This is a genomic window from Mucilaginibacter sp. (genome assembly GCF_039921305.1).
GTDB lineage: Bacteria > Bacteroidota > Bacteroidia > Sphingobacteriales > Sphingobacteriaceae > Mucilaginibacter.
In genome coordinates this window covers 43,918-68,427 of the sequence record NZ_JBDSCA010000061.1, presented here as the reverse complement: position 1 = coordinate 68,427, position 24,510 = coordinate 43,918, and the positions used below count along the sequence as shown (strand labels likewise).

Genomic DNA, 24,510 nt, shown 5'->3' with positions numbered 1-24,510 from the left:
TATTTGATTAGTCTATGCAATTTGTATATCCTGCATTTTTATTCGGGCTTTTATCATTAGCCATACCAATTATCATACACCTGTTCCATTTCAGGCAGTACAAAAAGGTGTATTTTAGTAATGTGCAGTTTTTGAAGAATATTCAGCAACAGCAATCATCCCGAAAGAATCTTAAAAAGCTCCTGATACTCATTCCCCGTTTGCTGGCGCTGTTTTTTTTGGTGCTGGCTTTCGCGAGGCCATTTATCCCCGCAAGGAAGAACATCAGCATTGGTAAAATGCACTTGGTGAGTGTGTTTGTTGATAATTCGTACTCGATGCTAACGCTTAACCGCGAGGGGAGTTTGCTGGATGAGGCACGCAGGCGTGCTAAAGAGATAGCTTCTGGTTATAGTATAAACGATAGGTTTCAGTTGCTGACACAGGATTTTGAAGGCAGGCACCAGCGTTTGTTGAGCCGGGATGAGTTTGATGATGAAGTGGATAAGATCAGGGTTAGTCCGCAGAGCAGACAATTGCAGCAGATAGTTAACCGCCAGCAAAGCCTGCTGAATACGCAGGTTAATGGGGATAAGGCTTTATATGTGATATCTGATTTTCAGAAGAACATGTTCTCGCAAAAAGCCATTAAAACCGATACTTTGGCTGCTTTAAGCTTGGTGAGATTAAAATCAAACCTGCTGGCTAATATCGCGGTTGATTCGGTTTGGTTGCTGAGCGCGGTGCATCGCCCCGGCGAGAGTGAAAAACTGGTAGTGCAACTGCATAACTATGCCGATCAGCAAGCCGAGAAAGTTCCGCTTAAGCTATTGGTTAATGGTGAGCAAAAGGCATTAGGTAGCTTTACTTTAAAAGCGAGAGGTATACAAACAGATACGTTGAGCTTTTCGGGACTTAAAGCAGGCTGGCAACAAGCCGAAATTGACTTGCAGGATAATCCCGTAAGCTTTGATAATCAGTTTTATTTCACCTTTAAAGTACAGCAGCAAATGCCCCTTTTACTGGTTGATGGTGGTACGCCTAATAAATATATACAGGCTGTATTTAATACCGACCCATTTTTTAAAGTGCAAGCTGTACATGATGGAAATGTTGATTATGCGGGCTTAGCCGCTTACCCATTAGTGGTGTTGAGCGATGTGAAGGCTATTTCGACAGGATTGGCGCAGCAGTTAAAAACCTATGTGAGCAAAGGTGGTTCGTTATTGGTTTTCCCGGCGGATGGCGCTGATGTGTCAAGTTATAAATTGCTATTACAACCTATTGCGGCTGATTATCCCGATAAGGTGATAGTTCAGGGTGGTAAGGTATCGCGTATAAATCTGCAAAATCCGGTATTTAAAAATACGTTTGAGCAATTACCTCAAAATCCTAATCTGCCGGTGGTTTCTAAATATTATGACCTGGTAGGCTCGTCGCATAGCGGTCGTGAAAGCCTGATGGATCTGCCGGGTGGTAAAACGTTCTTTGGTGTTTATCCTTTTGGAAGGGGGCGAACTTATGTTTCGGCGGTACCTTTGGATGATGCTTACAGTAATTTAGCACACCATGCTTTGTTGGTGCCAACTTTGTTCAGGATAGCTTTATTGAGCGGACACGATCCGGCTTTGTTTTATACTATTGGTGAAGATGAAGCAGTAGAAACTTTACCTGTACAATCAACAGATAAGCAGGTTTTGAAACTACATAAAGATCAGCAGGTCATTATTCCGGATGTGCGGCAGCAGGAGGGGAGTACAGTGCTTTACCTGAGCGACCAGGTGCGTGAGCCAGGAAACTATAGGTTACAAAAGCAGGATAGTTTGATGGCTGTGCTGGCATTTAATAACAGCAGGAGTGAGTCGGACTTAAGTTACCCGGACGATGCTGAATTAAAGGCGCAAACCAGCGGTAAAGAGAGCAATATTATACAAGCCGGAGTGGCATCATTAAAAGATACTGTTGCCAAAACAAATATTGGCTTAGAATTATGGAAACTTTGTATAATTTTGGCGCTGATAAGTCTGGCGGCCGAAATATTGCTGATCAGGTTTTATCAACCTGAAAAACAAGTGGTTCCGATAAATTAGAAACCCATATAAAAGCACCTCTCCAATGAATTTGCTCATCAGATCTGCAACCATTACCGACCCGAACTCTGCCTTTAACCAGCAAATTGCCGATATTTTAATTGAAGATGGTGTTATTGTTCAAATAGCAACGGATATTAAAAGTGATGTAGAGGCATTTGACGCGAAAGGCAAACAGGTTGCTCCAGGCTTTTTTGACCTGAACTGTAACATTGGCGAATTGGGCCTTGAAACTAAGGAAGACCTGCAAAGTGGTAGCAAAGCGGCCATGGCAGGTGGTTTTACAGGTTTGGCTTTAATGCCGAACACACAGCCGCCGGTGCATTCAAAATCGGAAGTAGAATTCATCCTTAATAAAGCTAAAGGTAATTTGGTTGATATATTTCCGTTGGGCACTATCTCACACAAATGCGAGGGTAAGGACATGGCCGAGATGTATGATATGCATCAAAGCGGAGCGAAAGCTTTTACGGATGGCAAGTACCCGATACAAGATGCCGGGTTGATGGAACGCGCCATGTTATATGTGCAGGGCTTTGGTGGCCTGGTTTTTTCATATCCTGAAGATAAAGCCATCGCCGGTAAGGCTAAAGTTCACGAAGGTGTGATCAGCACCTTGTTGGGCATGAAAGGTATCCCAGCATTAGCCGAAGAGTTGATGATAGCACGCGACCTTTACCTGGCTGAGTATACAGGCTCAAAGGTTCATTTCAGTACGGTATCTACCGAGCGTTCGGTTGATCTGATCCGCCAGGCTAAGATTAAAGGCTTGCAGGTTACCTGCGATGTTGCGGCACACCATTTGGTACTTACACATAAAGACTTGTTAGGTTTTGACTCACAATATAAGGTTAAGCCGCCTTTGCGTACCGATGCTGATGTTACGGCATTGATAAATGGCTTGAAAGATGGTACTATTGATGCCATTGTATCGCAACACACCCCTCACGAAATTGAGTTTAAAGATGTGGAATTTGAGGTAGCCGAATTTGGTATGATAGGTTTGCAAACTGCTTTATCGCTGGCCTTGCAAGCTGGTTTAACACCTCAACTGATTATTCAGAAACTATCGGTTGCACCTCGCCAGATATTGAATATCAATGTGCCAAGCATTACTGAAAAGCAGAAAGCTAATTTGGTGGTATTTGACGCCACAGCCGAGTGGACCTATACTAAACAGAATAACCAATCCAAATCATATAATTCCCCTTTTATTGACAAGCAATTAACCGGGAAAGTTTTGTTAACTTGTAACAATAACCAGGTATTTAAATCCTAAAATTATGATGGACCCCAAAATTCAGGCGGCTTTAACAAGCGCGGTAGCGGTTTTTGCCGAAAAGAACGAGCTTAATACCAAAGCTATTCAGGATGATCTGATCAAAGCATTTTCGAGCGAGGAAGACTTTTTATCAAAAGTTGACCTGTTGGATGCTGTGTTTGACGATTATCCACAAATGGAAGCTTTGCGCGAGGTTTTCTTTGATCTGTTGCTGATGAATTTTTTTAGCGCGGATGTAATTAAATTGGAAGAAGATTACTTGGATTCGGAGGAATGGGAGCAAATAGAGGAGGATACGCTTGACCGAGGAACCGAGCTTTTAAATGTGCTATTATATCTTAACGAATGTAAAGACGAAGATATTGAACCCGAATTAGAAGACTTTTTAAAGGAGTTTTTATTAGTTGATGAAGATGAGTTTCAGGATGAATACCGTATTTATGAGCCGATAATTGCGAACCAGATATTGATGGAAACATCGGTAGAAGAAATAGCCAAAACGGCTACTACGGTTAACGATAAATCGGAACTGAAAGAGTTGTTCTACCCGATAATGTGCTTCTTTTATGATGTACAACCATCGGACGAGCTGAAGAAATCGATTGAGAAAAAATCGGTAGCCAAAGATTTTGATATGGCGGTGTTTAGTATATTAGAGAAATTTAATTAAAATTAATGATGGAAACGTTAGAGCAAAAAATTAGAAAAAATGCCGTTACTAACGGTCTGATATTTGGCGTTATATTTTTAGTGCTGGGTATATTCTTATTTTATTTTGTGACCTCTATGACTAACAATTTTTGGATGATAACCATTGTTGGTCCAATTGGAATAACTTTTTTGATCCCATTAGCGATATCTATTTGGTTATGTTTTGATCTGCGTAAAAAGATAGGTGGTTTTTGGAATTTCAGACAAGCTACAACAGGGATATTTATTATGTTTTTTGTTAGCTACTTGCTTTCAACAATTGGTAGCCTTGGTTTTGGAACTTTTATAGAGCCAGACCAAATGAGTAAAATGAAAACTGTGTATGCAAGTGCTACAAGTGATTATATGAAGAAACAAGGTGTTGATCAGGAAAAGATTGATAAGCAAACTGCCGATATGGAGTCGAAATTTGAAGATAATCGTACGCCTGGCAAATTAGCCAAAGGGCTTGGCATAGCTATCATTATTGATTTTGTAATCGCATTGATATACGCAGCTTTCTTTAAAAAGGAAAAACCATTAGCGGTGGAGGGTTTAGATCCCGATGAGGGTTTAGACCCAACGGTTTAGCAATAGTTTTTAAATAAGAAAGCGGCCATAAGCCGCTTTCTTATTTAAAAACTTAATAGTATACTTATTCAACTCTCTTAATATCAGCACCTAAAGCGATCAGCCTTTGGTCGATATATTGATAACCGCGTTCAATTTGCTCAATGTTATAAATGGTTGATGTGCCGTGTGCGGATAGCGCTGCAATCAGCAACGAAACCCCGGCACGAATATCCGGAGATGTCATTTTGATGCCTCTTAATGACATTTGTTTATCCAAACCAATCACCGTAGCACGATGCGGATCGCAAAGAATGATCTGAGCACCCATTTCAATCAGCTTATCAACAAAGAATAAACGGCTCTCAAACATCTTCTGGTGTATCAGTACCGAACCTTTTGATTGTGTGGCTACTACCAATACAATGCTTAATAGGTCGGGCGTAAAGCCGGGCCATGGCGCATCAGCTATGGTCATAATCGAGCCATCAATGAAGGTTTCTATCTCGTAATGCTCTTGCGCGGGGATAAAGATATCATCGCCACGGCGTTCCAGTTTAATACCTAAACGTTTAAAAATATCAGGTATCATACCCAGTTCATCATATTGAACATCTTTGATCGTGATCTCAGAGCCTGTCATCGCCGCAAGGCCAATGAATGAACCAATCTCGATCATATCTGGTAACATGCGGTGTGTTGTGCCGCCTAATTTAGTTACGCCTTCAATAGTTAGCAGGTTACTACCTATACCGCTAATTTTTGCACCCATGCGGTTAAGCATCTTGCATAGCTGTTGCAGGTATGGTTCGCAAGCGGCATTGTATAACGTTGTAGTTCCTTTAGCTAATACAGCGGCCATTACTACATTGGCTGTGCCGGTAACGGATGCTTCGTCTAATAGAATATAGGTCCCCTTCAAATTAGAGGCATCTACATTAAAAAACCCGTTTTCGGGGTTATAATCAAAGCGTGCGCCTAATTTTTCGAAACCTAAAAAGTGGGTATCTAATCGGCGGCGTCCTATTTTATCGCCACCTGGTTTAGGGATAGCCGCTTTACCAAAACGCGCAAGCAAGGGGCCTACTATCATGATAGATCCGCGCAAGCTACCACCTTTAGCTTTAAATACCGGCGACTGGAAAAAATCCAGATCGATATTCTTTGCCTCAAAAGTATAAGTATCGGGAGCATCCTGTGTAATAGAAACGCCCATATCGCCTAATAATTCGATCAGCTTATTTACATCCACAATGTTCGGGATATTGCTGATAGTCACTTTATCTTCGGTAAGCAATACAGCCGATATTACCTGTAAGGCCTCGTTTTTTGCACCTTGCGGAATGATCTCGCCTTTTAATGGTTTACCACCCTTTATTTCAAATGCACCCATGTTTTGTTTAGATATGAGATGTTAGATAATAGATTTGAGATTGATTTTGGTTTATACAATGATAGCCAAATTTTGTATATCAGATATGAATCTTTTATCTCACATCTGATATCTCAATACTCATATCTAATTAATATTTGCGTCCACCGCCGCCGCTGCCACCGCTATTATTACTGCGGCCACGGTTTTGGTTGTTGTTATTGTTCCTGTTGTTTTGGGTGTTGTTAGTACGCCCACCACCGCTGCTTCCGCCACCACGGTTTTGGGTATTGTTAGTACGCCCACCAGTACCACCTTTGCTTTGTGTATGGGTGTTTGCACGGTACTCAACTTTAGCCAGGTTAACGTTCTCATCAAGCTTTAACTCACCACCAGATAGTTCGTATAAGTGGTTTAAAATGGTTTCATCAGCAACCGAATCTTTATTCCATTGCACATAAGCCATTTTCATAAAGTTAGCGATAGCCTGCACCATATGGTTACGACGATCCGGCTCTTGTATGCTTTTAGCCTTGCTTATCATCAGCTCAATGGTTTTGCCATAATGCTTGTATTTGATACGCTGGTGCGGATACTTTAAAGGTTCTGGTTTCTCATGTATCTTTTCAGGATCGGGTGGTGGATAGGGTGAATCCACATCGATCTGGAAGTTAGAGATGATATGCAGGTGATCCCACAGTTTGTGTTTAAAATCAGCTACATCACGCAGGTGCGGGTTTAAAAAACCCATCAGGTCTATCACCACAGCGGCGTACTTGTTGCGTTCTTCCTTTGTAGGGAGGGCAACTATATATTTGACCATGTTTTGAACATTACGGCCATACTCACTCAAAAGCAATTTGCTCCTTGTTGAGTTATAATCAAAAGTTGGTTGTACCATATAAAATTTAATGTTTGTTGAGGATCGCTTAGTATTTATTTCCCGGAATGGGAAGGCTGAGATACTCCGGCGCGAGCCTGGTTTTGAATTAAAGCGATTGCTTGCTGTAAAGATAAGTAACAATTGTTGAATGTGCAAGTGGGGTAATTTTTTAGACTGTAAATTCTTGATTCTTGAATCTTACCTCTTGATTCTTTTCTGCTACCTTTGTATTACCAACTATAACCCCATGCTCGATAAAAACGATATTGCCAAACGCATAGCCCGCGAAGTAAAGGATGGCTTTTATGTAAACCTGGGCATCGGTATCCCAACATTGGTTGCCAATTACATTCCGAAAGATCTGGATGTAGTGCTGCAATCCGAAAACGGCTTGTTAGGTATGGGGCCATTTCCTTTTGCAGGAGAAGAAGATGCAGATACCATTAACGCGGGTAAGCAAACTATTACAATGCTGCCGGGCTCGGCCATATTTGATTCGGCTATGAGTTTTGGTATGATACGGGCCAAAAAAGTTAACCTTACTATTTTAGGTGCTATGGAAGTTTCGGAAAACGGAGATATAGCCAACTGGAAAATCCCCGGCAAAATGGTTAAGGGTATGGGTGGCGCGATGGATCTGGTAGCTTCTGCCGAAAATATCATCGTAGCTATGCAGCACGTAAATAAAGCAGGCGAATCTAAACTCTTACCCCAATGTACATTGCCCTTAACTGGTGTAGGTTGTGTTAAAAAAATAGTAACTGAATTGGCCGTATTGGATGTTTTGCCCGAAGGCGGTTTCAAACTATTAGAGCGCGCGCCCGGTGTAAGTATCGAAGAAATAATAGCGGCTACAGCGGGTAAACTAATTATTGATGGTGATGTGCCCGAGATGGTAATTTAAAAGTTTGCCATTGCGAGGTACGAAGCAATCGCACGGAAAAAAGCGACCATGTCAATTGGTCTTGTATTGTTCGCGATTGCTTCGTACGTCGCAATGACATGATAGAGAGTAGTAATTACATTTCCAATTTTTCCCTCAATTCTTCGCTAATGGTATCCGTTATCGCAATAATGTCATCGGCAACCTGGGTATTGTTAATGATGATCTTATGGCATTCATTTTTATAAGGCAATAAAAACTCTTTATAAGCCGGTACAACATGATTTTCCCATTTGTACATCACATCATCGTGTGAGTAGCCGCGTTCCAGCAGGTCGCGTTTTAAGCGGCGTTGCAGGGCTATGTCTTCTTCTACATCAATGAATATCTTCATATCCAATACATCCGCTATTTCCTTAAAATGCAGAATAAACAAACCTTCTACAATAACAATAGGGGCAGGTTTAATCTCAAGCATTTTAGGTGTGGCATTTGGGTTGCCAAAGGTGTATTCCTTTTTAGTGAAACTTTCACCGTGCATCAGTTTATCAATATCGGCCATAAAATGGGCTTTATCAATAGTGTGCGGCAAATCGAAATTGTAAAGTTTATTCTCTAACGGAGTCATGTTATCCGCTACCGGGATGTAGTAATCATCCTGCGATACTAAACACACTTCGTCGGCTTTAAAGTGTTCTAAAAAGCATTTCAAAAAAAAGGTTTTGCCCGATCCGCTTCCGCCGGCAATACCAATAATAAAAGGTTTATTCATTCGGAGTTCCGTAGCTTATAATTACGTGAAAACGTTTATCCATGGCGCCTATTGATTCTGCAACACTTTTCGTCATCACCATCAGGGCATCTTTGGTATTTTCATTATCAGTAAATGTACCAACAACTTTTGCAAAAGTTGTACGGTTTGTCATCGGGTTTGTAATTTTAATTACGGTACCAATTGGAGCGGTTTTGTGCAGTACCCATTTCTTGGTAGGGTCAAGGTTATCGTTATCCATCCAAACAGCCAAACCTTTCTCGTTCTTTTCCTGTAAGCCATAGCGGTTAGCCGGAACATTCCGATGGCTCAACTCAATACTGTCTGATGTTGCAACCAATGTTGTATCACGTTTGGCAGTAGGAATAGGAGGCTGCTGTACAGGGATTTGCTGAGTAACTTGCTTTGGAGCAACCACAGTTGGAGTTACCACTTGTTTAACCGCAGATGTGGTTGGCGGCACCGATCTAACCAATATGATTTGACCGGGAGTAAGGTTAGTGGATTTTAAATTATTTAAACTGGTAATATCAGCAACGGTAGTATTAAAGCGTTTTGATATCGCGTACAGCGTTTCGCCGGCAGCAACTTTGTATTGGGTGGTAGATGCCTGTGTTTCTGAAGTAGGTATTGGCGTAGTTGCAGTTGGGTTTTGAACCGTAGCTTTGGGCTCCATAGCCGGAGAGCTTCTTATACTAAAATCATTGTGAGCGGCAATGCCGGTTTTTTTGGGAGCAGGCATTTCCGCGAAAGCTAACTCTGTAGGTACTTTAATAACCTGACCGATACTTAACGTTGGTGCATTGTTATTAAAAGCGATAAGCACTTTTGGTTCAACTTTATATTTTCGGGCTATGGAGTAAAAGCTCTCGTGAGGTTCAACTTTATGCAGGATAACTTTTTTGCCATTCTGATTTTCAACCCCTGTAGAATCTATCAGGCCATTGGCAAATAAAGAAATAGAAAGTGATGATAATAAGATGGTTATTAATAAAAATTTAAATTTCATCATTGTTTTTTAAACGCATTTATAAATTTAAAACCTTTAGTTCAATTCTGTTTTTGATGTAGATCAACCGGTTTTGTTGCATTATAAACGCCTCGGGTTGCAGTTTTTGTATCTCATCAAGTAATAAATCCTCGTAAACCAATTCTTCACCTTGCATTATCAGCAAAATTTGGCTAAGGTTAGTTTTAACTAAGGCGTGCAAAGATACAATTCTAAAACTATTGTGCTCAATGTAATGGATATTACCAACTACCTCGCCCTCAATATGTGCTTTAAAGTTATCATCCAGCGTGTCTATAAGATGTGGAACCTTCATGTTTTGATCCTGATCTATATCAACAGATACATCAAAACCGCGTAAAGCTGCACCAGTTTGAGCGTTTAATACAAATAATTTAGGCGGCTGTATCTGGGTATTGTAGGCTATAGGTCCGCTTGCGCTGATATGTTGAATGGCGTAGGTGAAATTCTTCCATAAAATATTTCCTGTGGCTCCGTCTATAGCAGTAATGCCTTTGTGTACCGGGCTTTGTGCCGATTCATATCCATGTAAAAACAAAACACCTTCAAAGCAGCCTTCCATTCCGGTTAGCCAGCTTTCATCCGGAATAAAATCAATAAAAGTAACTTTACCACTATTCAGATCAAATCCCGAAAAGGAAACTTGCCTGCTTTCTACATCACGTGTTTCAGTAAACAACAACTCCTTTTGCGGGTCGATCAGCATTCGCCATATCTGCCCCGCAAATTGCTGTTGTATGGATGGCTTTAATATTATCATGTATTGGCTAGTCGCATTAATTAAAGAAGCCTGCTTTGAACAAGCAGGCTTCTTTAATATACTTAAGTTGGATAATCTGTTTGGCTTATTAGAATCTCAAACCAAACGTCACAAAAACATTGTCGTATGTTTTGCTCACATCAGCCTGCGGACTTAAAGTAGTGGTTGTATAAGGGAATATACTTTGTGTTCCTTGCACATTGGTATAGGTTGCATCAATATAATAATTCATAAACCTATACCCCAAACCACCACTAATGGTTTTCAAATCGCTGCCATAGTTACGTTGCGGGTTACCCTGGATGCCATATCCTCCACGCAGGTAAAGTTGGTCTAATTTGACCTCGGCACCAGCATGCGCGTTAACTGTTGAGCGGTACAGGCTTTTAATGTCATGGTTATCATTACTTGCATCATAGCCATCAGCATTGGTTAACCTGGTGCTTGAGTAGTCAAGGTATTCAACATCGCCGGTAATAAAGCCAACGGTGCCTAAAAACACAGCTACACCACCGCTAACTTTTAATGGGGTATGAAAATTATAAGTTAGTGGATAATCTGCCGGGCCATTTGCATAAGTGGCAATCACACCCGTTTTGTAATTAGTATTTAATCCTTCAGAGTAATCATCGTCAATAGTATACCAGGTTGGTGTAGTTAAAGTAGCTCCAATACGTACCGCCGGGTCTGGTTTGTATATAAAACCTAAACGGGCATTAAAGCCCGAACCTGTAGTGGCCTGGTTTTGTGAGTATGATGATACGTAATTAGAGTTTGTGGGCACATTGCTTGAATTAAGCACCGAAGCAGTACCTGTTTCTGTGAAAGTATTAATAGAATTGTAACGCAAACTGGTTATACCTATGCCAAAACCGAGGTAAAATGTGTTACTGTAATTGGCTCCTCCCGAAATACTGAATTCGGTTTGTCCGCCTTCGCGCGTAATGCTGTTGGTTTGATTAACAGTTTTACTACCCGCTGCCGAATTGTAAGGGAATACGTTACTTTGATAAGTAGGCCCGCCATTGCTGTACTGGTCTATCAGGTTATGTACATAAGCCCAATCCTGCAAAGTATATGGGTTATTCACATCTACCCCTTGGCCATTAGCCAGGTTTGCGTAATAATTTGAAATAGAATTGGCCGTATTATTACCGTTATAATTAATGGTTTGATAAAAATCATTAGTGCGGTTATATGATGCACCAACATTAAAACTCAACCACCCTTGTTCTTTATTACCTCCCGATGGGGTATTTAATCTGGAATATAAAACCGCTGAGGCATTGTTGAAATTTAAATTACTTGTATTTGATTCTGAACCTTGCCCTAAGTAATAAGTACTTGCACCAAACTTGTTAAACTCGGGAGTAATGCTTAATTCCGATTTGGTAAAAAAACCTAAACCAGCAGGGTTACCACTAATGTTACTCATATCGCCGCCAACAGCGGTTTGAGCGTTACCAATAGCCTTTATTCTGGCCGTTGATCCGGTTTGGGAAGTAGAAAACCGGATAGCATCCTGCGAATATTGAGCGTAAGAGGTTTGTGTAATGGCTACTATAGCCACTACGGTTAGTATATGTTTGGTTTTCATGTAAGATAGATTGTCTGCGTACAATTAATTATGGTCTAACCGGCCTGCCACCACCTGATGATGATGAACCTGAGCTACTTGAACCCGAAGATGAAGAAGCTGGCTGCGATTGTGTTTGTGGCTGTGGTTGGTAAGTTGGTTGCGGGCGTTGTTGCTGTGGCTGTGCATCCTGACGAACCGGCCTTGCGCCACTATTGTTGTTACTACCATTATTGCCGTTTGTACTATTGGTAGCTACACTTGCCGAACCAGATCCCCTTGAACCACGCTGTGTGTAAACGCCGCTGTTGTTGCCATTGTTATAAGATATACCACTACCTCTGTTACCATAAGATACACCAGCAGTGTTAGAGTTAGCAGGCATTCCCGATCCACGGTAAGGCCTTGGGTTATTATATGTGCGTGCAACATTATAATAAGATACCGCTCCCCAGTAAGGTGAGTAACCATAACCTATAGTATTACCGTAATAGCCATAATTGCTATAGCCAAAGTACGGGTTGTACCCATAGTTATATCCATAATAGCTATAAGGACTGTAGCCAAAATAACCACCACCATAACCGCCAAATCCTAATCCAACGCCAAAGCTGTATCCGTTGTAATATGGGCTGTATTGTCCGTAGTATAGGTCTTCATAATACGATGATAAGAACGGCGAGTAATTATAAAAGCGATTTAAGCGTGCCGAATAGCTATCATAATAGTAATAATCGTCCTGGTTGTTGTAACGATTGTTATAATTATCATCGCTGCGATACGTATTTTGCTGGACTGCATAAACAGGCTGGTCGCCGGCTTTAGCCTTGGTGTAATATACATCATCATCAGGTACTTGTGACGATGCTAACTTATTTTGAGTAGAACAGGAACTCAACGCTATAGCGCCGATTAGAATCATTCCCTTAAGTATGTTCCGTTTCATTTTTATAATTGGTTAAAGTAAAAGTTTAAATAAAGTATAAATTTATAAATTTGGCGGCAATAATAACATAATTGAATAGTCAAATTTTATACCACAATATATATGAGCAAAGGGATCGTTAGTAAAGACGAAGATTACTCGCAATGGTTTAATGATTTAGTTGTTAAAGCCGATCTGGCCGAACATTCTGCCGTTAAAGGATGTATGGTAATTAAACCATATGGATATTCCATTTGGGAAAAGATGCAGGCCGTATTAGATCAAATGTTTAAAGATACAGGGCATAGTAACGCGTATTTTCCGCTCTTTATACCAAAATCATTCTTCTCAAAAGAGGCAAGCCACGTAGAAGGTTTTGCTAAGGAATGCGCGGTTGTAACACATTACCGCCTAAAGAACGATGGCAATGGCAATATTATTGTGGATGAAACTGCAAAATTAGAGGAAGAACTGATCGTTCGCCCAACATCCGAAACCATTATCTGGAATACCTATAAAGGATGGATCCAATCCTACCGTGATCTGCCACTTTTAATAAACCAATGGGCCAATGTAGTGCGCTGGGAAATGCGCACACGCCTGTTTTTACGCACCACGGAGTTTTTGTGGCAAGAGGGCCACACCGCCCACGCCACGCCAGAAGAAGCCATTGCCGAAACCGAGCAAATGCTCCACGTATATGCCGACTTTGCCGAAAACTGGTTAGCATTACCAGTAGTTCGTGGTAAAAAAACAGCCAACGAACGCTTCGCCGGAGCATTGGATACCTATTGCATCGAGGCTTTAATGCAGGATGGTAAAGCTCTGCAAGCCGGTACATCACACTTCTTAGGTCAAAACTTTGCCAAAGCTTTTGATGTAAAGTTCACCAGTAAAGAAGGCAAACAAGAGTTTGTATGGGCAACATCATGGGGGGTATCAACCCGCTTAATGGGCGCCTTGGTAATGGCCCATTCTGATGATTCAGGGTTGGTTTTGCCACCAAAACTGGCACCAATACAGGTTGTTATCGTGCCTATCTTCCGCAGCGATGAAGAGTTGGCACAGATCAGCGAATATGTAGCTACGCTATCCAAAGAGTTAAAATCAAAGAATATTCGCATTAAATACGACAACCGCGATACACAACGCCCAGGCTTTAAGTTTGCCGAATACGAACTAAAAGGTATCCCGTTAAGGGTAGCCATCGGTGGCCGTGACCTGGCTAACGGTACTGTAGAGTTAGCTCGCCGCGATACCAAAACCAAAGAAACCGTTCAGCAAGAAGGTTTAACTGATTTGATCGAAAACCTACTGGTTGAGATCCAGGATAACATCTTCCAAAAAGCATTCAAGTTCCGTGCAGAAAACACACGCGAAGTAGATACTTACGAAGATTTCAAACGTACCCTCGACGAAACTCCGGGCTTCATCTCAGCACATTGGGATGGTACGCCAGAAACCGAAGAACGCATCAAACAAGAAACCAAAGCAACAATCCGCTGTATCCCCTTAGACAATAAACAGGAAGCCGGAACGTGTATATTAACCGGCAAACCAAGTACCCAACGTGTGCTATTTGCGAGGGCGTATTAGCCCCCTAACCCCCTAAAGGGGGAACAGGAGTTTCCTTTCCCTAAAGGAAATCGGTCGTTTATAATTGCTCCCCCTTTAGGGGGCTGGGGGGCTCAACTACATGCTCATGAAATTCGGAACAAAAGCAATACACGCGGGGCAGGAGCCCGACCCAACAACCGGTGCCGTAATGACGCCCATATACCAAACATCAACCTATTGGCAAAAAACGCCGGGCGATAATAAGGGGTATGAGTATTCGCGTGGTACAAATCCAACCCGTAAGGCATTGGAAGATTGTTTGGCAGCGCTCGAAAACGCCAAACACGGCCTCGCTTTTTCCAGCGGATTAGGCGCTACCGATGCCGTAATGAAACTACTTTTACCCGGAGACGAAGTAATAACCGGCGACGATCTGTACGGCGGTTCATACCGCATGTTCACCAAAATATTTGCCAACTTTGGTATTAAGTTCCATTTTCTGGATATGTCCAAACCAGAAAATATTGTACCCTACATTAACGATAAAACCAAACTCATCTGGATAGAAACACCAACCAATCCAACGATGAAGATCATCGATATTGAGGCCGTAGCCAAAATAGCGAAAGCAAAGAATATCCTGCTTTGTGTAGATAACACCTTTGCCTCACCATTCCTGCAAAACCCTATCGATCTGGGTGCCGATATTGTGATGCACTCTGCAACCAAATACCTCGGCGGTCACTCCGATGTGGTAATGGGAGCGTTGATGCTGAACGACGATGAACTTTACAAAAAGCTCTGGTTCATTTACAACGCAACGGGCGCAACCCCTGGTCCGCAGGATAGCTTTTTAGTGCTGCGAGGTATTAAAACCCTGCACCTGCGTATGAAAGCCCATTGCGAAAACGGTCGCCAAATAGCTCAATACCTAAAAACACATCCCAAGATCGATAAACTCTATTGGCCCGGTTTCGAAGATCATCCTAACCACGATATCGCCAAAAAGCAAATGCGCGATTTTGGTGGCATGATATCCTTCACCGTAAAGGGTGCAACCTTAGAAGATACCTACAAGCTTGCAGGCTCATTCAAAGTATTTACCCTTGCCGAATCATTAGGCGGTGTAGAATCATTGATCAACCACCCCGTAAGCATGACTCATGGCTCCATCCCGAAAGAACTCCGTGAAAAAGCCGGCGTTGTTGATAGTCTTTTACGCCTAAGCGTAGGAGTGGAGGATATTGAAGATTTATTAGAGGACCTGAAACAAGCTTTAGGATAAAGCCCCCTACCCCCTAAAGGGGGAACAAACTATGGTTAAGAACAAATTTGATTATGAGTTTCCCCTTCAGGGGATGGAAGGGGCCCTGAAGCATTTTCTCGATGCCAAAGTAGCCCAATACAATCGCCCCGATTTCATCAAAAACGACCCTATCGTCATCCCGCACCTGTTCACCAAAAAGGAAGACATCGAGATCATGGGCTTCTGGGCGGCAACTTTAGCCTGGGGGCAACGCGTAACCATCATCAATAAATGTAAACAACTCATCAGTTTGATGGATGGCGCACCGCACGATTTCATCATGAACCACCAAGAGATCGACCTCAAAAAGTTGCTCCATTTCAAACACCGTACCTTTAACGATATCGACACCCTATATTTCATCAGCTTCTTCCGCTACCATTACGAAAGGCACGAATCGCTCGAAGCCGCATTCATGCCCCCTAATCCCCTAAAGGGCGAACAAATAATAGAATTAGCTAAGGCAAGAGCCGGTAGCAAATTAGCTCCACCTTTAGCGGGCTGGGGGGCTGAGCAGTCGCTCAACTATTTCCGCCGCTACTTCTTCTCCCTGCCCGATTTTCCGCACCGCACCAAAAAACACGTATCCTCGCCCGAGCAGAAATCAACTTGTAAACGCCTGAATATGTTTCTTCGCTGGATGGTGCGTAAAGATGATAACGGAGTAGACTTCGGCATTTGGAATCACATTAAACCCGCCGATCTTATTATGCCCTGCGATTTACATGTAGACCGTGTGGCCCGTAAACTCAAACTCATTACCCGTAAACAAACCGATTGGCAAACCGCCGTCGAACTCACCCAAAAACTCCGCGATTTCGATCCAATTGACCCCGTTAAGTACGATTTTGCCCTCTTCGGCCTGGGTATAGAAGAGAAGTTTTAATTAACAACACATGGGTAAATATGGGTATTATCAAAAGGCTTGATTCCTGATTATCACCTCTTGATTCTTCTTTGCACATGGGTAAATATGGGTGTTTTCAAAAGTCTTGATTCCTGACTCTTGCCTCTTGATTCTTCTTTCAATATCTAAATCTTGATTCCCGCACCGCGCAAATAAAAATCATAAAATTCCTCCGCGAAATTATTCAGGCTCCCAAAAGCTTCTTTAATAGCCCTATCGGTTGAATATCCTTTTTGCATCAGCACAAGTATCGGCGCCAGGTAATCCTTATCCTGATTGATCAAAAAATAGATGATACAGTACGATGTCGCATAAAGCATATCGGCCTTCTTTTTGATGTACCAATCTGAGTTTGGGGTCTTGAAAAAGTTATTCAGGTTAAAAGTACGTGCCCTTATACTATCCTTTACCATCTTTACAATCCCTGCCTGTGGCATATACAATATCCGGTTGTCGGTAGTTTCAACCAAATAACCTAACAAAGTTGCAATACCCTCGTTAAGCCACTTAGGCGGGTTTGTATAATTATAACGCAACAGGTTATGGCTCGATTCATGGAAAAGCGTGCGCATGTAATTATCCGTTTTGTAGATAAAAATCTTGTTTTTAGCCGGCATGTAATATCCGTCTGCAAAAGTAGCATTAGCCGTAGCACCATTTTGCAGGTCATTAAATTCACGCTTTTTGCCATATAAATTAATATCGATAGTAACTGTGTCGTTCCGGGTAGTTTTAAACACCTGGTTGTAAAAATTAGCCTCAAACCTTCCCATTTTATTAAGCAGGGCAGTATCGGCATTACTCAATTTACAATTGATGGTATTGATACGGAATATCTGTGCCTTAGCCGGTAAAATACCCGTTAGCAACAGTAAAAAACAAATAAAATGTTTAGTTAATTTAGTGATATTCATGTTTTAAGCACTGGTTAGGTTTACATATAAAGTAAAGCAAATACTTTGTGTTAATAAAATGGGAGAGAATTAATATTTGAACACTTTTGATGGGTATGGATATTGAAGTCTTGATTCTTGCTTCTTCTTTTGGGCGTTACAAGTCCTCACCGCCGATAGAAGCGGTTCCGGGCTTTCCACTGCAATCGCTAACGCGAAGAGAGGGGGAAATAGTAAGAAATTTAAATAACAATTTTCGGCTTTCTTTTTGGTTAAGCCTACTATACACAAATATACAAAAAACGTCCGTTTTATACAATACGCCATATTTTTAGCTATGTTAAAATAGCAACAATCAGATTTTTATTCACCGCTAACTGCCATACTTTTGTGTTATGGATTTGTTTAATACCGAAATGCTAACCAACATATTGCCCTTTGATGGCGAAGTAAATTACTACGGGCGCGTGCTCGATCTGCACACCGCCGATCATTATTTACACACCCTGCTCAATACCATCGAATGGAAGAACGACGAAGCCATCATCTTTGGCCGCCACATCATCACCAAACGCAAAGTAGCCTGGTATGGCAACGCCGGCTTCTCCTACAAATACTCCGGCACAACCAAACATGCTCTGGACTGGACACCCGAACTGCTCCAACTCAAACAATTAGTAGAAACCATAACCGGCGATCAATTCAACTCCTGCCTGCTCAACCTCTATCACAACGGAGACGAAGGCATGGCCTGGCACAGCGACGATGAAAAATCCCTCGGTAAAAACACCACCATAGCCTCACTAAGCTTTGGCGCCGAACGCAAATTCGCCCTCAAACACAGATCGTCAAAAGAGTCACGCTCGCTATTATTAGAAACCGGCAGCCTGCTCGTAATGAAAGGCACAACCCAAACCAATTGGCTGCACTCGCTCCCCAAAACAAAAAAGGTAACAACGCCACGTGTAAACCTAACCTTCAGAACTATGGTTTAATATGAAATATAGTCTCAAATCTCTAATCATTTTAACCCACTAATTTTCGATATCAGGCCCGCAACGTTTTTAGTACCCAGTTTTTTACTAATGTTTTTTGTGACCGATAAGAAAATGACACGCCACTAATTTTGATATATAGGAACATTCCCCCCAAATCCGCACCTTTGCATTAATGTCTCAAATCTCAAATCTAAAATCTCAAATCTCTCAAAAGGAAGATACCATTGTTGCCCTGGCCACGCCAAACGGCATAGGAGCCATTGGCGTTATCAGGCTTTCCGGTCCGGATGCCATCGCGATAGCCAACAGTGTTTTTAAAGGTAAAGATCTGGAGAAACAGGCATCCCATACTATTCACTTCGGTAATATAGTTGGTGAGGGCATTGTGTTAGACGAAGTATTGGCATCCGTATTCATAGCCCCACGCTCGTACACCCGCGAAAACGTGGTCGAAGTATCCTGCCATGGCTCGGCATACATTATGGAGTCTATCATCAAGCTTTTTATCAAACAAGGGGCACGCTCAGCCAAACCCGGTGAGTTCACACTACGCGCGTTTGTCAACGGTCAGCTTGATCTAAGTCAGGCCGAAGCCGTTGCCGATTTGATAGCCTCAAACTCAAAAGCATCGCAACAGGTAGCCATGCAGCAATTACGTGGCGGCTATAGCAATCAGCTACAACAACTGCGTGATCAACTGGTAACCTTTGCATCATTAATTGAGTTAGAACTCGATTTTTCGGAAGAAGATGTAGAGTTTGCCAACCGCATACAATTAAAGCAACTGGTAGTTGATATCAGTAACATGATAAGCAAACTCATCCAATCTTTTGAATTGGGTAATGCTATAAAACAAGGTGTAAACACAGTAATAGCCGGGCGGCCAAACGCCGGTAAATCCACTCTGCTCAATGCATTGTTAAATGAAGATCGTGCCATTGTAAGTCACATAGCAGGTACAACACGTGATACTATCGAAGAGATCCTCAACATCAACGGAATAAATTTCCGTTTAGTAGATACAGCCGGACTACGTGAAGCCACCGATACTATCGAAGCCATAGGCGTACAAAAAACCCTCGAAAAGATCAGCCAAAGCGCGTTACTACTGTATGTATTCGATGCAGAAACCATGACTGGCGAAGACGTAGCCCAAGACCTGAAAAACCTGATTCACCCAGGCATCCCCATCATAGCCATAGCCAACAAAATAGATCTGTTAGCAGATAGTAAGCTCGCCGCCAGTTTTAATCTGCCCGAAGATGTAAAGCTCATCACCGTATCCGCTCGCGAAAAGCAGCACATTGATGAACTGAAACAAACCATATACAACAGCTCCGTACAGGGCCAACTCACTGGCAACGAAACCCTGGTAACCAATATTCGCCACCTCGAAGCCCTCCAAAAAACAGAGCAAGCCCTAATCCGCGTCCTCAACGGAATAGAACACCCCGTAACCTCCGATTTTCTGGCCATGGATATCAAACAATCCCTCTACTACTTAGGCGAGATCACCGGAGCCGTTACTACTGATGATTTGCTCGATAATATATTTTCTAAGTTCTGTATTGGCAAATAGTGCCGACAAATACCCAAAACTAACGACAATTTACTACAATTAAATAGTTCATTGTTAGTAAGTTATAATTATTCGCTTGTCCAAATTCTTGGATAATTGGCATTGTATTTCTTATATTTGGTACTAAGTTGTTACTCAAAAATGATTTTTTTTGCGATCAAGATTTTGGGGGAAAATTAAGTCACTTATAAACCCTTATTTACGCTTATTAAGCCTTAGATGTGCTTAGAATGGCTTAAATTCGGGGCAATTACGACTGATGATGCCGGGTTAAGACATCGGTGGTTATCTTCCCAGAGTGGTGTAATAATCTGATATTTAGTATTTTAAAAGTGGAGATATTATCGCAGGGAATTGCTTTGCCAAAATTTCGCTGATTATATTTTTGATTGAGATTATTTATGAGTTCAAATTTCACAGTAAACCGATTATGTGAACAATGCGGAAACGTATTTGTAGCAAAAACCACCGTTACGAGGTTTTGCAGTAGCTTAAGGCACTCAGCAGATCGTAATGCCTGCTGGTTTTAATGCTCATGACTGGGAGATCATCGGCCTGTTACAGGATGAGCAAACTGGCGCGATAAACGGTGCGACCCGTGCTACCATTGACGGATCAGTATCCGGTTTAATTATAATGAATTTCTTAAGATCACTTTGGCCGGGTCACGCATCTTTATGATTTCCTTATTTATAATTGCTCTGCCTGCTTCTTCCCCCATCTTATTAAAGTCTGTAGTAATAACAGTAATTCCATTTTCCAGAACCTCTTTAACTGCTGTATCATTGTACGAAAGCAAACCAATGTCCTTGCCTAACTGCCAATTGTTTTTTCGACTTAGCTTTATAATCGAAACATCGTCCTGGTCGTATCTGCTGAAAGTAATATAAGCATCTCCCTTTTTAGCTTGTGCTTCATCTAAGGCGTTAATAACCTTATAAATTTTGGAGTATTTTTTGGCAAATGTTTCAAATCCCTCAATAACGGCTTTAGCATGGAAAGCTTCCAAAGGAGCTACTAATATAAGACGATCGTATTTATCTAATCTTGGTTGTAGTTCGGTCAGTTTATCTATAATATCTGATCTGTAATCTTGATATATACATGTATAGTCGCCCGTCAAATTCTTTTCTTCAAAGTCTAAAATAATTCTTTTATGAGGAGGGATATGGTTTAAGATCTCTGCCGGATCTTCTCTGAAAAAGGTGATGACCACAAAGTGGGTATAATTATTCAGGTTCTCATCGATCAATTTTTCAAATACTTTAAAATTATGATGGTGGAAATATACATCAACATCCGCTTGGTCTTTTATGACTTCTAAAAAGGAATGGTAGATCCTATCTCTCAGGACATTCATCTTATCAAGTATTAAACAAACCCGGTAGGGACGATACTGTGCTTTCTTTTTTACGTAATAGCCTTTGCGGTATTCGGCCTCAATAATACCTTTTTCAGAGAGGTAATTGAGACCCTTTAAGGCTGTTTCTTTACTCATTTTTAATTGACTTGTGAGCTCATTGAGTGAAGGAAGACGATCGTTGATCTGTAATTTATCGTTTTCTATCAGGCTGTTCACATGCTCAACTAACTGCAGATATTTCATGCGATGATTAATATTAGGCAGATCAGTCGAAGTTTCGTTGCTTTTTTTCACGGGAATTTAATCAGTAAGTGCTTGCAAAGTAAGAATTTTTCGCATAGTATTCCAGACCAAACCAGATTTTAACCCATATGATGTGAAGCGAAAAAAATAAATCGGCATACTGAATAAATAAATTTTGAAATCTAAAATAAACGCCATATCATTGTAAGTATAAACCAGACTAAACCAGACCAGATTTAATTAATAGACTTTCTTTGAGGAATAGCTATTAAATTAAAGGTTTAGTGATCTCTAAAACGATAAAGACTTTGATAAATACAATGGCTCATTTGAAAAAGATCTTAGTGAAGTTCTGTGCATGCATTTTCTGCGCTGCAATTTCAAGCGGTGCGTTTGCACAGGTTTACAAAGATCCAAAGAAACCCGTTGAAGATCGTGTTAGTGATATGCTTTCCAATATGACATTGGATGAAAAATTAAATTACATAGGCGGCTACAATGGATTTTATATACGGGGTATAAGCAGACTTGGCCTACCTGAAATTAAATTGACAGATGGACCTGTCGGAGTTCATAAAGATGGCAGGGCAATAGCTTATCCGGCAACTATCCTTACCGCGGCAACGTGGGATACAAGCCTGGTTAATCAACTTGGTTATCAATTGGGCCGTGATGCCAGAGCGCGCGGCGCTCATATTCTTTTAGCGCCGGGAGTTAATATTTACAGGGCCCCCATGGCCGGTCGTAGTTTTGAATATATGGGCGAGGATCCATACCTGGTTTCAAGGCTGGCCGTCAATTACATCAAAGGTGTACAACAAGCGGGTGTGGTCGCAACGGTAAAACATTTTGCTGCTAATAACCAGGAATGGGATAGAAACAATATCAGCTCTGATATTGATGAAAGAACGTTACAAGAGATCTACTTTCCGGCATTTAAAGCCGCAGTAATGGAAGCGCACGTGGGAGCGGTAATGAATAGTTACAACCTTATTAACGGGCAACATGCCACCCAAAGTAATTATTTAAACAATGTGGTACTTAAAAAGGACTGGCATTTCGATGGTGTTTTAATGTCGGACTGGGATGCAACTTACGATGGGCGCGCTGCAGCAAACGCTGGCCTGGATCTGGAGATGCCATACGCTAAATTTATGAGCTCGGCAAACTTGTTGTCCGCCTTAAATAAAGGTGAAGTAAAACAGAGTGTGATCGACGATAAGGTTGCCAGGATACTTCGTTTAGTATTTAAGAATGGTTTTTATGATCACCAACAAAAAGACAATACGATACCTAAAAATAATCCGGATGGACAAAAGGTTGCTCTGGAATTAGCGAAAGGTGGAATAGTATTGCTAAAGAATCAGGGGAAACTATTACCCTTATCAAAAACAGTAAAAACCATTGCAGTTATCGGACCCAATGCCAACACATACATAGCCGGAGGTGGAAGTTCATATACATTTCCATTTTCATTTATTACTGCTTTACAGGGAATTAAGAAGAATGCCAACGGTGTCAAAGTGGTTTACGTACCTGGGATACCTCCATTTAGCGATCTGGTTTCTAACTCAAAATTCTATATTGATAAGAATTTTCGTCGTACGGGATTAAAAGCAACCTATTTTAACAACAGCAAACTTGATGGAATACCGGTAAAAGTAGCAGAGGAACAAAATGTAAATATCCATAATGGTTGGGGTGTCGTGGCCGAAAATAAAGGGGTTCCTTATGATCATACATCTATCCGTTGGACGGGGTATGTAAAACCTAAATTAAGTGGGAGGTATCAATTTACAGTACGAGGATTTGATGGATTTAGACTTTGGATAAACGATAAAAAAATCATTGATGCCTGGCAAGATCAGGGTATTACATCTAAAAGTGCGTCTATGCTTTTAGATGGAAATAAACCGTATGCCATAAAATTGGAATACTATGCAAATACTCACCCCGTTGATATCAGTTTTGCGTGGGGTATTGAAAAAATAAATTATCAAGATGCTATAAAGGCAGCAAAAAAAGCTGACATCGCATTTGTATGTGCTGGTTTTAATGAATCAACAGAGAAAGAATCTGTTGACAGAACCTTTGGATTACCTGCAGGACAGGATGAACTTATTTCGGCTATAGCTAAAGCCAACCGTAACACGGTGGTTGTTTTAAATGCTGGCGGAGGTGTTAGTATGGCAAAATGGATAACCAATGTCAAAAGTATATTGTACCCATGGTATCCAGGTCAAGAGGGTGGAGAGGTGATCGCGGATATTATCTTTGGCAAAACAAATCCCAGTGGCCATTTACCTATCAGTATTGAAAAATCATGGAGCAATAATCCTGTCTACAAAAACTACTACGATACTACAGGTAGTAAGAGAATCAATTATAAAGAAGGAGTATTTTTAGGCTACCGTTTTTACGACAGTAATATCACTAAGCCACTTTTTCCATTTGGATACGGATTGTCGTACACTAATTTTTCCTATGATAACTTGAATGTAAAAGTTACCGATTCAACAACTGTTGATATTCACTTTACAATTAAAAATACAGGCAAATATGATGGGGCTGAAGTTTCACAGGTTTATGTGAGGCAAATTAATTGTCCGGTACTCAGGCCTTATAAAGAATTGAAGGCATTTGCTAAAACGTTTATTAAAAAAGGTGAAAGTAAGGATATCAATATTCGCCTCAACCGTTCTGCCTTTGAATATTACAGTGCGCAGGAAAAGAAATTCAAGCACGATCCGGGAATGTTTGAACTATTGATCGGGTCATCATCTGCTGATATATCTTTAAAAAACACGATTAACATAAAATAGACTCACTTTGTTCTTGATAACCAATAAATA

The 24,510-nt window shown here is 41.3% G+C and carries 20 protein-coding genes; 11 read left to right on the top strand and 9 right to left on the bottom strand.

The window, feature by feature from the left end; genetic code table 11:
* Positions 1-14: 14 nt before the first annotated feature.
* The 4 genes from ABIN91_RS18875 to ABIN91_RS18860 are packed head-to-tail and all read left to right on the top strand — an operon-like array spanning position 15 to position 4,632.
* Positions 15-2,069, top strand: a complete 2,055-nt coding sequence (locus ABIN91_RS18875; RefSeq protein ID WP_348052999.1) for a BatA domain-containing protein — start codon at positions 15-17, stop codon at positions 2,067-2,069.
* A 25-nt stretch (positions 2,070-2,094) separates the two neighbouring features.
* Positions 2,095-3,348, top strand: coding sequence for a dihydroorotase (locus ABIN91_RS18870; protein ID WP_348052998.1), 1,254 nt, complete (start codon positions 2,095-2,097; stop codon positions 3,346-3,348).
* A gap of 4 nt (positions 3,349-3,352) precedes the next feature.
* Entirely contained in the window at positions 3,353-4,021 is a 669-nt protein-coding gene (locus tag ABIN91_RS18865) for a hypothetical protein (RefSeq protein ID WP_348052997.1), read from the top strand.
* A gap of 5 nt (positions 4,022-4,026) precedes the next feature.
* Positions 4,027-4,632 (top strand): DUF4199 domain-containing protein, encoded by a 606-nt coding sequence (locus ABIN91_RS18860; RefSeq protein WP_348052996.1) that lies wholly within the window; start codon positions 4,027-4,029, stop codon positions 4,630-4,632.
* A gap of 64 nt (positions 4,633-4,696) precedes the next feature.
* On the opposite strand, the gene murA is transcribed toward ABIN91_RS18860, so the two are convergent.
* Together murA and ABIN91_RS18850 are read right to left on the bottom strand one after the other, a co-directional pair.
* Positions 4,697-6,004 (bottom strand): UDP-N-acetylglucosamine 1-carboxyvinyltransferase, encoded by a 1,308-nt coding sequence (murA, locus tag ABIN91_RS18855; protein ID WP_348052995.1) that lies wholly within the window; start codon positions 6,002-6,004, stop codon positions 4,697-4,699.
* Positions 6,005-6,134: 130 nt separating this feature from the next.
* Entirely contained in the window at positions 6,135-6,884 is a 750-nt protein-coding gene (locus tag ABIN91_RS18850; RefSeq protein ID WP_348052994.1) for a DUF4290 domain-containing protein, read from the bottom strand.
* Between the two features lie 229 nt (positions 6,885-7,113).
* Between ABIN91_RS18850 and ABIN91_RS18845 the strand changes: the two genes are divergently transcribed.
* A complete protein-coding gene (locus tag ABIN91_RS18845; protein WP_348052993.1) occupies positions 7,114-7,770 on the top strand; it encodes a 3-oxoacid CoA-transferase subunit B in 657 nt (218 codons plus the stop codon).
* A gap of 115 nt (positions 7,771-7,885) precedes the next feature.
* On the opposite strand, the gene ABIN91_RS18840 is transcribed toward ABIN91_RS18845, so the two are convergent.
* From ABIN91_RS18840 to ABIN91_RS18820, 5 genes are all read right to left on the bottom strand, one after another.
* The gene (locus ABIN91_RS18840; protein ID WP_348052992.1) at positions 7,886-8,521 is read right to left on the bottom strand and encodes a uridine kinase; all 636 of its coding nucleotides are present in this window, start codon (positions 8,519-8,521) and stop codon (positions 7,886-7,888) included.
* Positions 8,514-9,533 carry a LysM peptidoglycan-binding domain-containing protein gene (locus tag ABIN91_RS18835; RefSeq protein WP_348052991.1) on the bottom strand — a complete coding sequence of 340 codons (1,020 nt, stop codon included), beginning with the start codon at positions 9,531-9,533 and terminating at the stop codon, positions 8,514-8,516. The genes ABIN91_RS18840 and ABIN91_RS18835 overlap by 8 nt, the downstream gene beginning before the upstream one ends.
* Before the next feature lie 16 nt (positions 9,534-9,549).
* Complete coding sequence (locus tag ABIN91_RS18830; RefSeq protein WP_348052990.1) at positions 9,550-10,311, bottom strand: DUF4905 domain-containing protein; 762 nt, start codon at positions 10,309-10,311, stop codon at positions 9,550-9,552.
* An 88-nt stretch (positions 10,312-10,399) separates the two neighbouring features.
* Positions 10,400-11,908: a hypothetical protein gene (locus ABIN91_RS18825; RefSeq protein WP_348052989.1), complete on the bottom strand. Its 1,509-nt coding sequence runs from the start codon at positions 11,906-11,908 to the stop codon at positions 10,400-10,402.
* Positions 11,909-11,936: 28 nt separating this feature from the next.
* Positions 11,937-12,833 carry a hypothetical protein gene (locus tag ABIN91_RS18820; RefSeq protein ID WP_348052988.1) on the bottom strand — a complete coding sequence of 299 codons (897 nt, stop codon included), beginning with the start codon at positions 12,831-12,833 and terminating at the stop codon, positions 11,937-11,939.
* A 102-nt stretch (positions 12,834-12,935) separates the two neighbouring features.
* Here ABIN91_RS18820 and proS point away from each other — a divergent pair, with 102 nt between their 5' ends.
* From proS to ABIN91_RS18805, 3 genes are all read left to right on the top strand, one after another.
* Entirely contained in the window at positions 12,936-14,408 is a 1,473-nt protein-coding gene (proS, locus tag ABIN91_RS18815) for a proline--tRNA ligase (RefSeq protein ID WP_348052987.1), read from the top strand.
* Between the two features lie 106 nt (positions 14,409-14,514).
* Entirely contained in the window at positions 14,515-15,654 is a 1,140-nt protein-coding gene (locus tag ABIN91_RS18810; protein WP_348052986.1) for a cystathionine gamma-synthase, read from the top strand.
* Positions 15,655-15,685: 31 nt separating this feature from the next.
* A complete protein-coding gene (locus ABIN91_RS18805; RefSeq protein WP_348052985.1) occupies positions 15,686-16,561 on the top strand; it encodes a TIGR02757 family protein in 876 nt (291 codons plus the stop codon).
* Positions 16,562-16,707: 146 nt separating this feature from the next.
* On the opposite strand, the gene ABIN91_RS18800 is transcribed toward ABIN91_RS18805, so the two are convergent.
* Positions 16,708-17,496: a hypothetical protein gene (locus ABIN91_RS18800; protein WP_348052984.1), complete on the bottom strand. Its 789-nt coding sequence runs from the start codon at positions 17,494-17,496 to the stop codon at positions 16,708-16,710.
* A 374-nt stretch (positions 17,497-17,870) separates the two neighbouring features.
* Here ABIN91_RS18800 and ABIN91_RS18795 point away from each other — a divergent pair, with 374 nt between their 5' ends.
* Both ABIN91_RS18795 and mnmE read left to right on the top strand, forming a co-directional pair.
* Complete coding sequence (locus ABIN91_RS18795; protein WP_348052983.1) at positions 17,871-18,470, top strand: alpha-ketoglutarate-dependent dioxygenase AlkB; 600 nt, start codon at positions 17,871-17,873, stop codon at positions 18,468-18,470.
* A gap of 175 nt (positions 18,471-18,645) precedes the next feature.
* Positions 18,646-20,052, top strand: coding sequence for a tRNA uridine-5-carboxymethylaminomethyl(34) synthesis GTPase MnmE (gene mnmE / locus ABIN91_RS18790; RefSeq protein WP_348052982.1), 1,407 nt, complete (start codon positions 18,646-18,648; stop codon positions 20,050-20,052).
* Between the two features lie 631 nt (positions 20,053-20,683).
* Here the strand turns inward: mnmE and ABIN91_RS18785 are convergent.
* The gene (locus tag ABIN91_RS18785) at positions 20,684-21,709 is read right to left on the bottom strand and encodes a GntR family transcriptional regulator (RefSeq protein WP_348052981.1); all 1,026 of its coding nucleotides are present in this window, start codon (positions 21,707-21,709) and stop codon (positions 20,684-20,686) included.
* 278 nt (positions 21,710-21,987) lie between these two features.
* Here ABIN91_RS18785 and ABIN91_RS18780 point away from each other — a divergent pair, with 278 nt between their 5' ends.
* A complete protein-coding gene (locus tag ABIN91_RS18780) occupies positions 21,988-24,480 on the top strand; it encodes a glycoside hydrolase family 3 C-terminal domain-containing protein (protein WP_348052980.1) in 2,493 nt (830 codons plus the stop codon).
* Positions 24,481-24,510: the final 30 nt, after the last annotated feature.

Bases quoted from the DNA above. Each gene is read 5' to 3' on its own strand.
- ABIN91_RS18875 (WP_348052999.1), top strand. From the start codon at position 15: ATGCAATTTGTATATCCTGCATTTTTATTCGGGCTTTTATCATTAGCC.
- ABIN91_RS18870 (WP_348052998.1), top strand. From the start codon at position 2,095: ATGAATTTGCTCATCAGATCTGCAACCATTACCGACCCGAACTCTGCC.
- ABIN91_RS18865 (WP_348052997.1), top strand. From the start codon at position 3,353: ATGATGGACCCCAAAATTCAGGCGGCTTTAACAAGCGCGGTAGCGGTT.
- ABIN91_RS18860 (WP_348052996.1), top strand. From the start codon at position 4,027: ATGATGGAAACGTTAGAGCAAAAAATTAGAAAAAATGCCGTTACTAAC.
- murA (WP_348052995.1), bottom strand. From the start codon at position 6,004: ATGGGTGCATTTGAAATAAAGGGTGGTAAACCATTAAAAGGCGAGATC.
- ABIN91_RS18850 (WP_348052994.1), bottom strand. From the start codon at position 6,884: ATGGTACAACCAACTTTTGATTATAACTCAACAAGGAGCAAATTGCTT.
- ABIN91_RS18845 (WP_348052993.1), top strand. From the start codon at position 7,114: ATGCTCGATAAAAACGATATTGCCAAACGCATAGCCCGCGAAGTAAAG.
- ABIN91_RS18840 (WP_348052992.1), bottom strand. From the start codon at position 8,521: ATGAATAAACCTTTTATTATTGGTATTGCCGGCGGAAGCGGATCGGGC.
- ABIN91_RS18835 (WP_348052991.1), bottom strand. From the start codon at position 9,533: ATGATGAAATTTAAATTTTTATTAATAACCATCTTATTATCATCACTT.
- ABIN91_RS18830 (WP_348052990.1), bottom strand. From the start codon at position 10,311: ATGATAATATTAAAGCCATCCATACAACAGCAATTTGCGGGGCAGATA.
- ABIN91_RS18825 (WP_348052989.1), bottom strand. From the start codon at position 11,908: ATGAAAACCAAACATATACTAACCGTAGTGGCTATAGTAGCCATTACA.
- ABIN91_RS18820 (WP_348052988.1), bottom strand. From the start codon at position 12,833: ATGAAACGGAACATACTTAAGGGAATGATTCTAATCGGCGCTATAGCG.
- proS (WP_348052987.1), top strand. From the start codon at position 12,936: ATGAGCAAAGGGATCGTTAGTAAAGACGAAGATTACTCGCAATGGTTT.
- ABIN91_RS18810 (WP_348052986.1), top strand. From the start codon at position 14,515: ATGAAATTCGGAACAAAAGCAATACACGCGGGGCAGGAGCCCGACCCA.
- ABIN91_RS18805 (WP_348052985.1), top strand. From the start codon at position 15,686: ATGGTTAAGAACAAATTTGATTATGAGTTTCCCCTTCAGGGGATGGAA.
- ABIN91_RS18800 (WP_348052984.1), bottom strand. From the start codon at position 17,496: ATGAATATCACTAAATTAACTAAACATTTTATTTGTTTTTTACTGTTG.
- ABIN91_RS18795 (WP_348052983.1), top strand. From the start codon at position 17,871: ATGGATTTGTTTAATACCGAAATGCTAACCAACATATTGCCCTTTGAT.
- mnmE (WP_348052982.1), top strand. From the start codon at position 18,646: ATGTCTCAAATCTCAAATCTAAAATCTCAAATCTCTCAAAAGGAAGAT.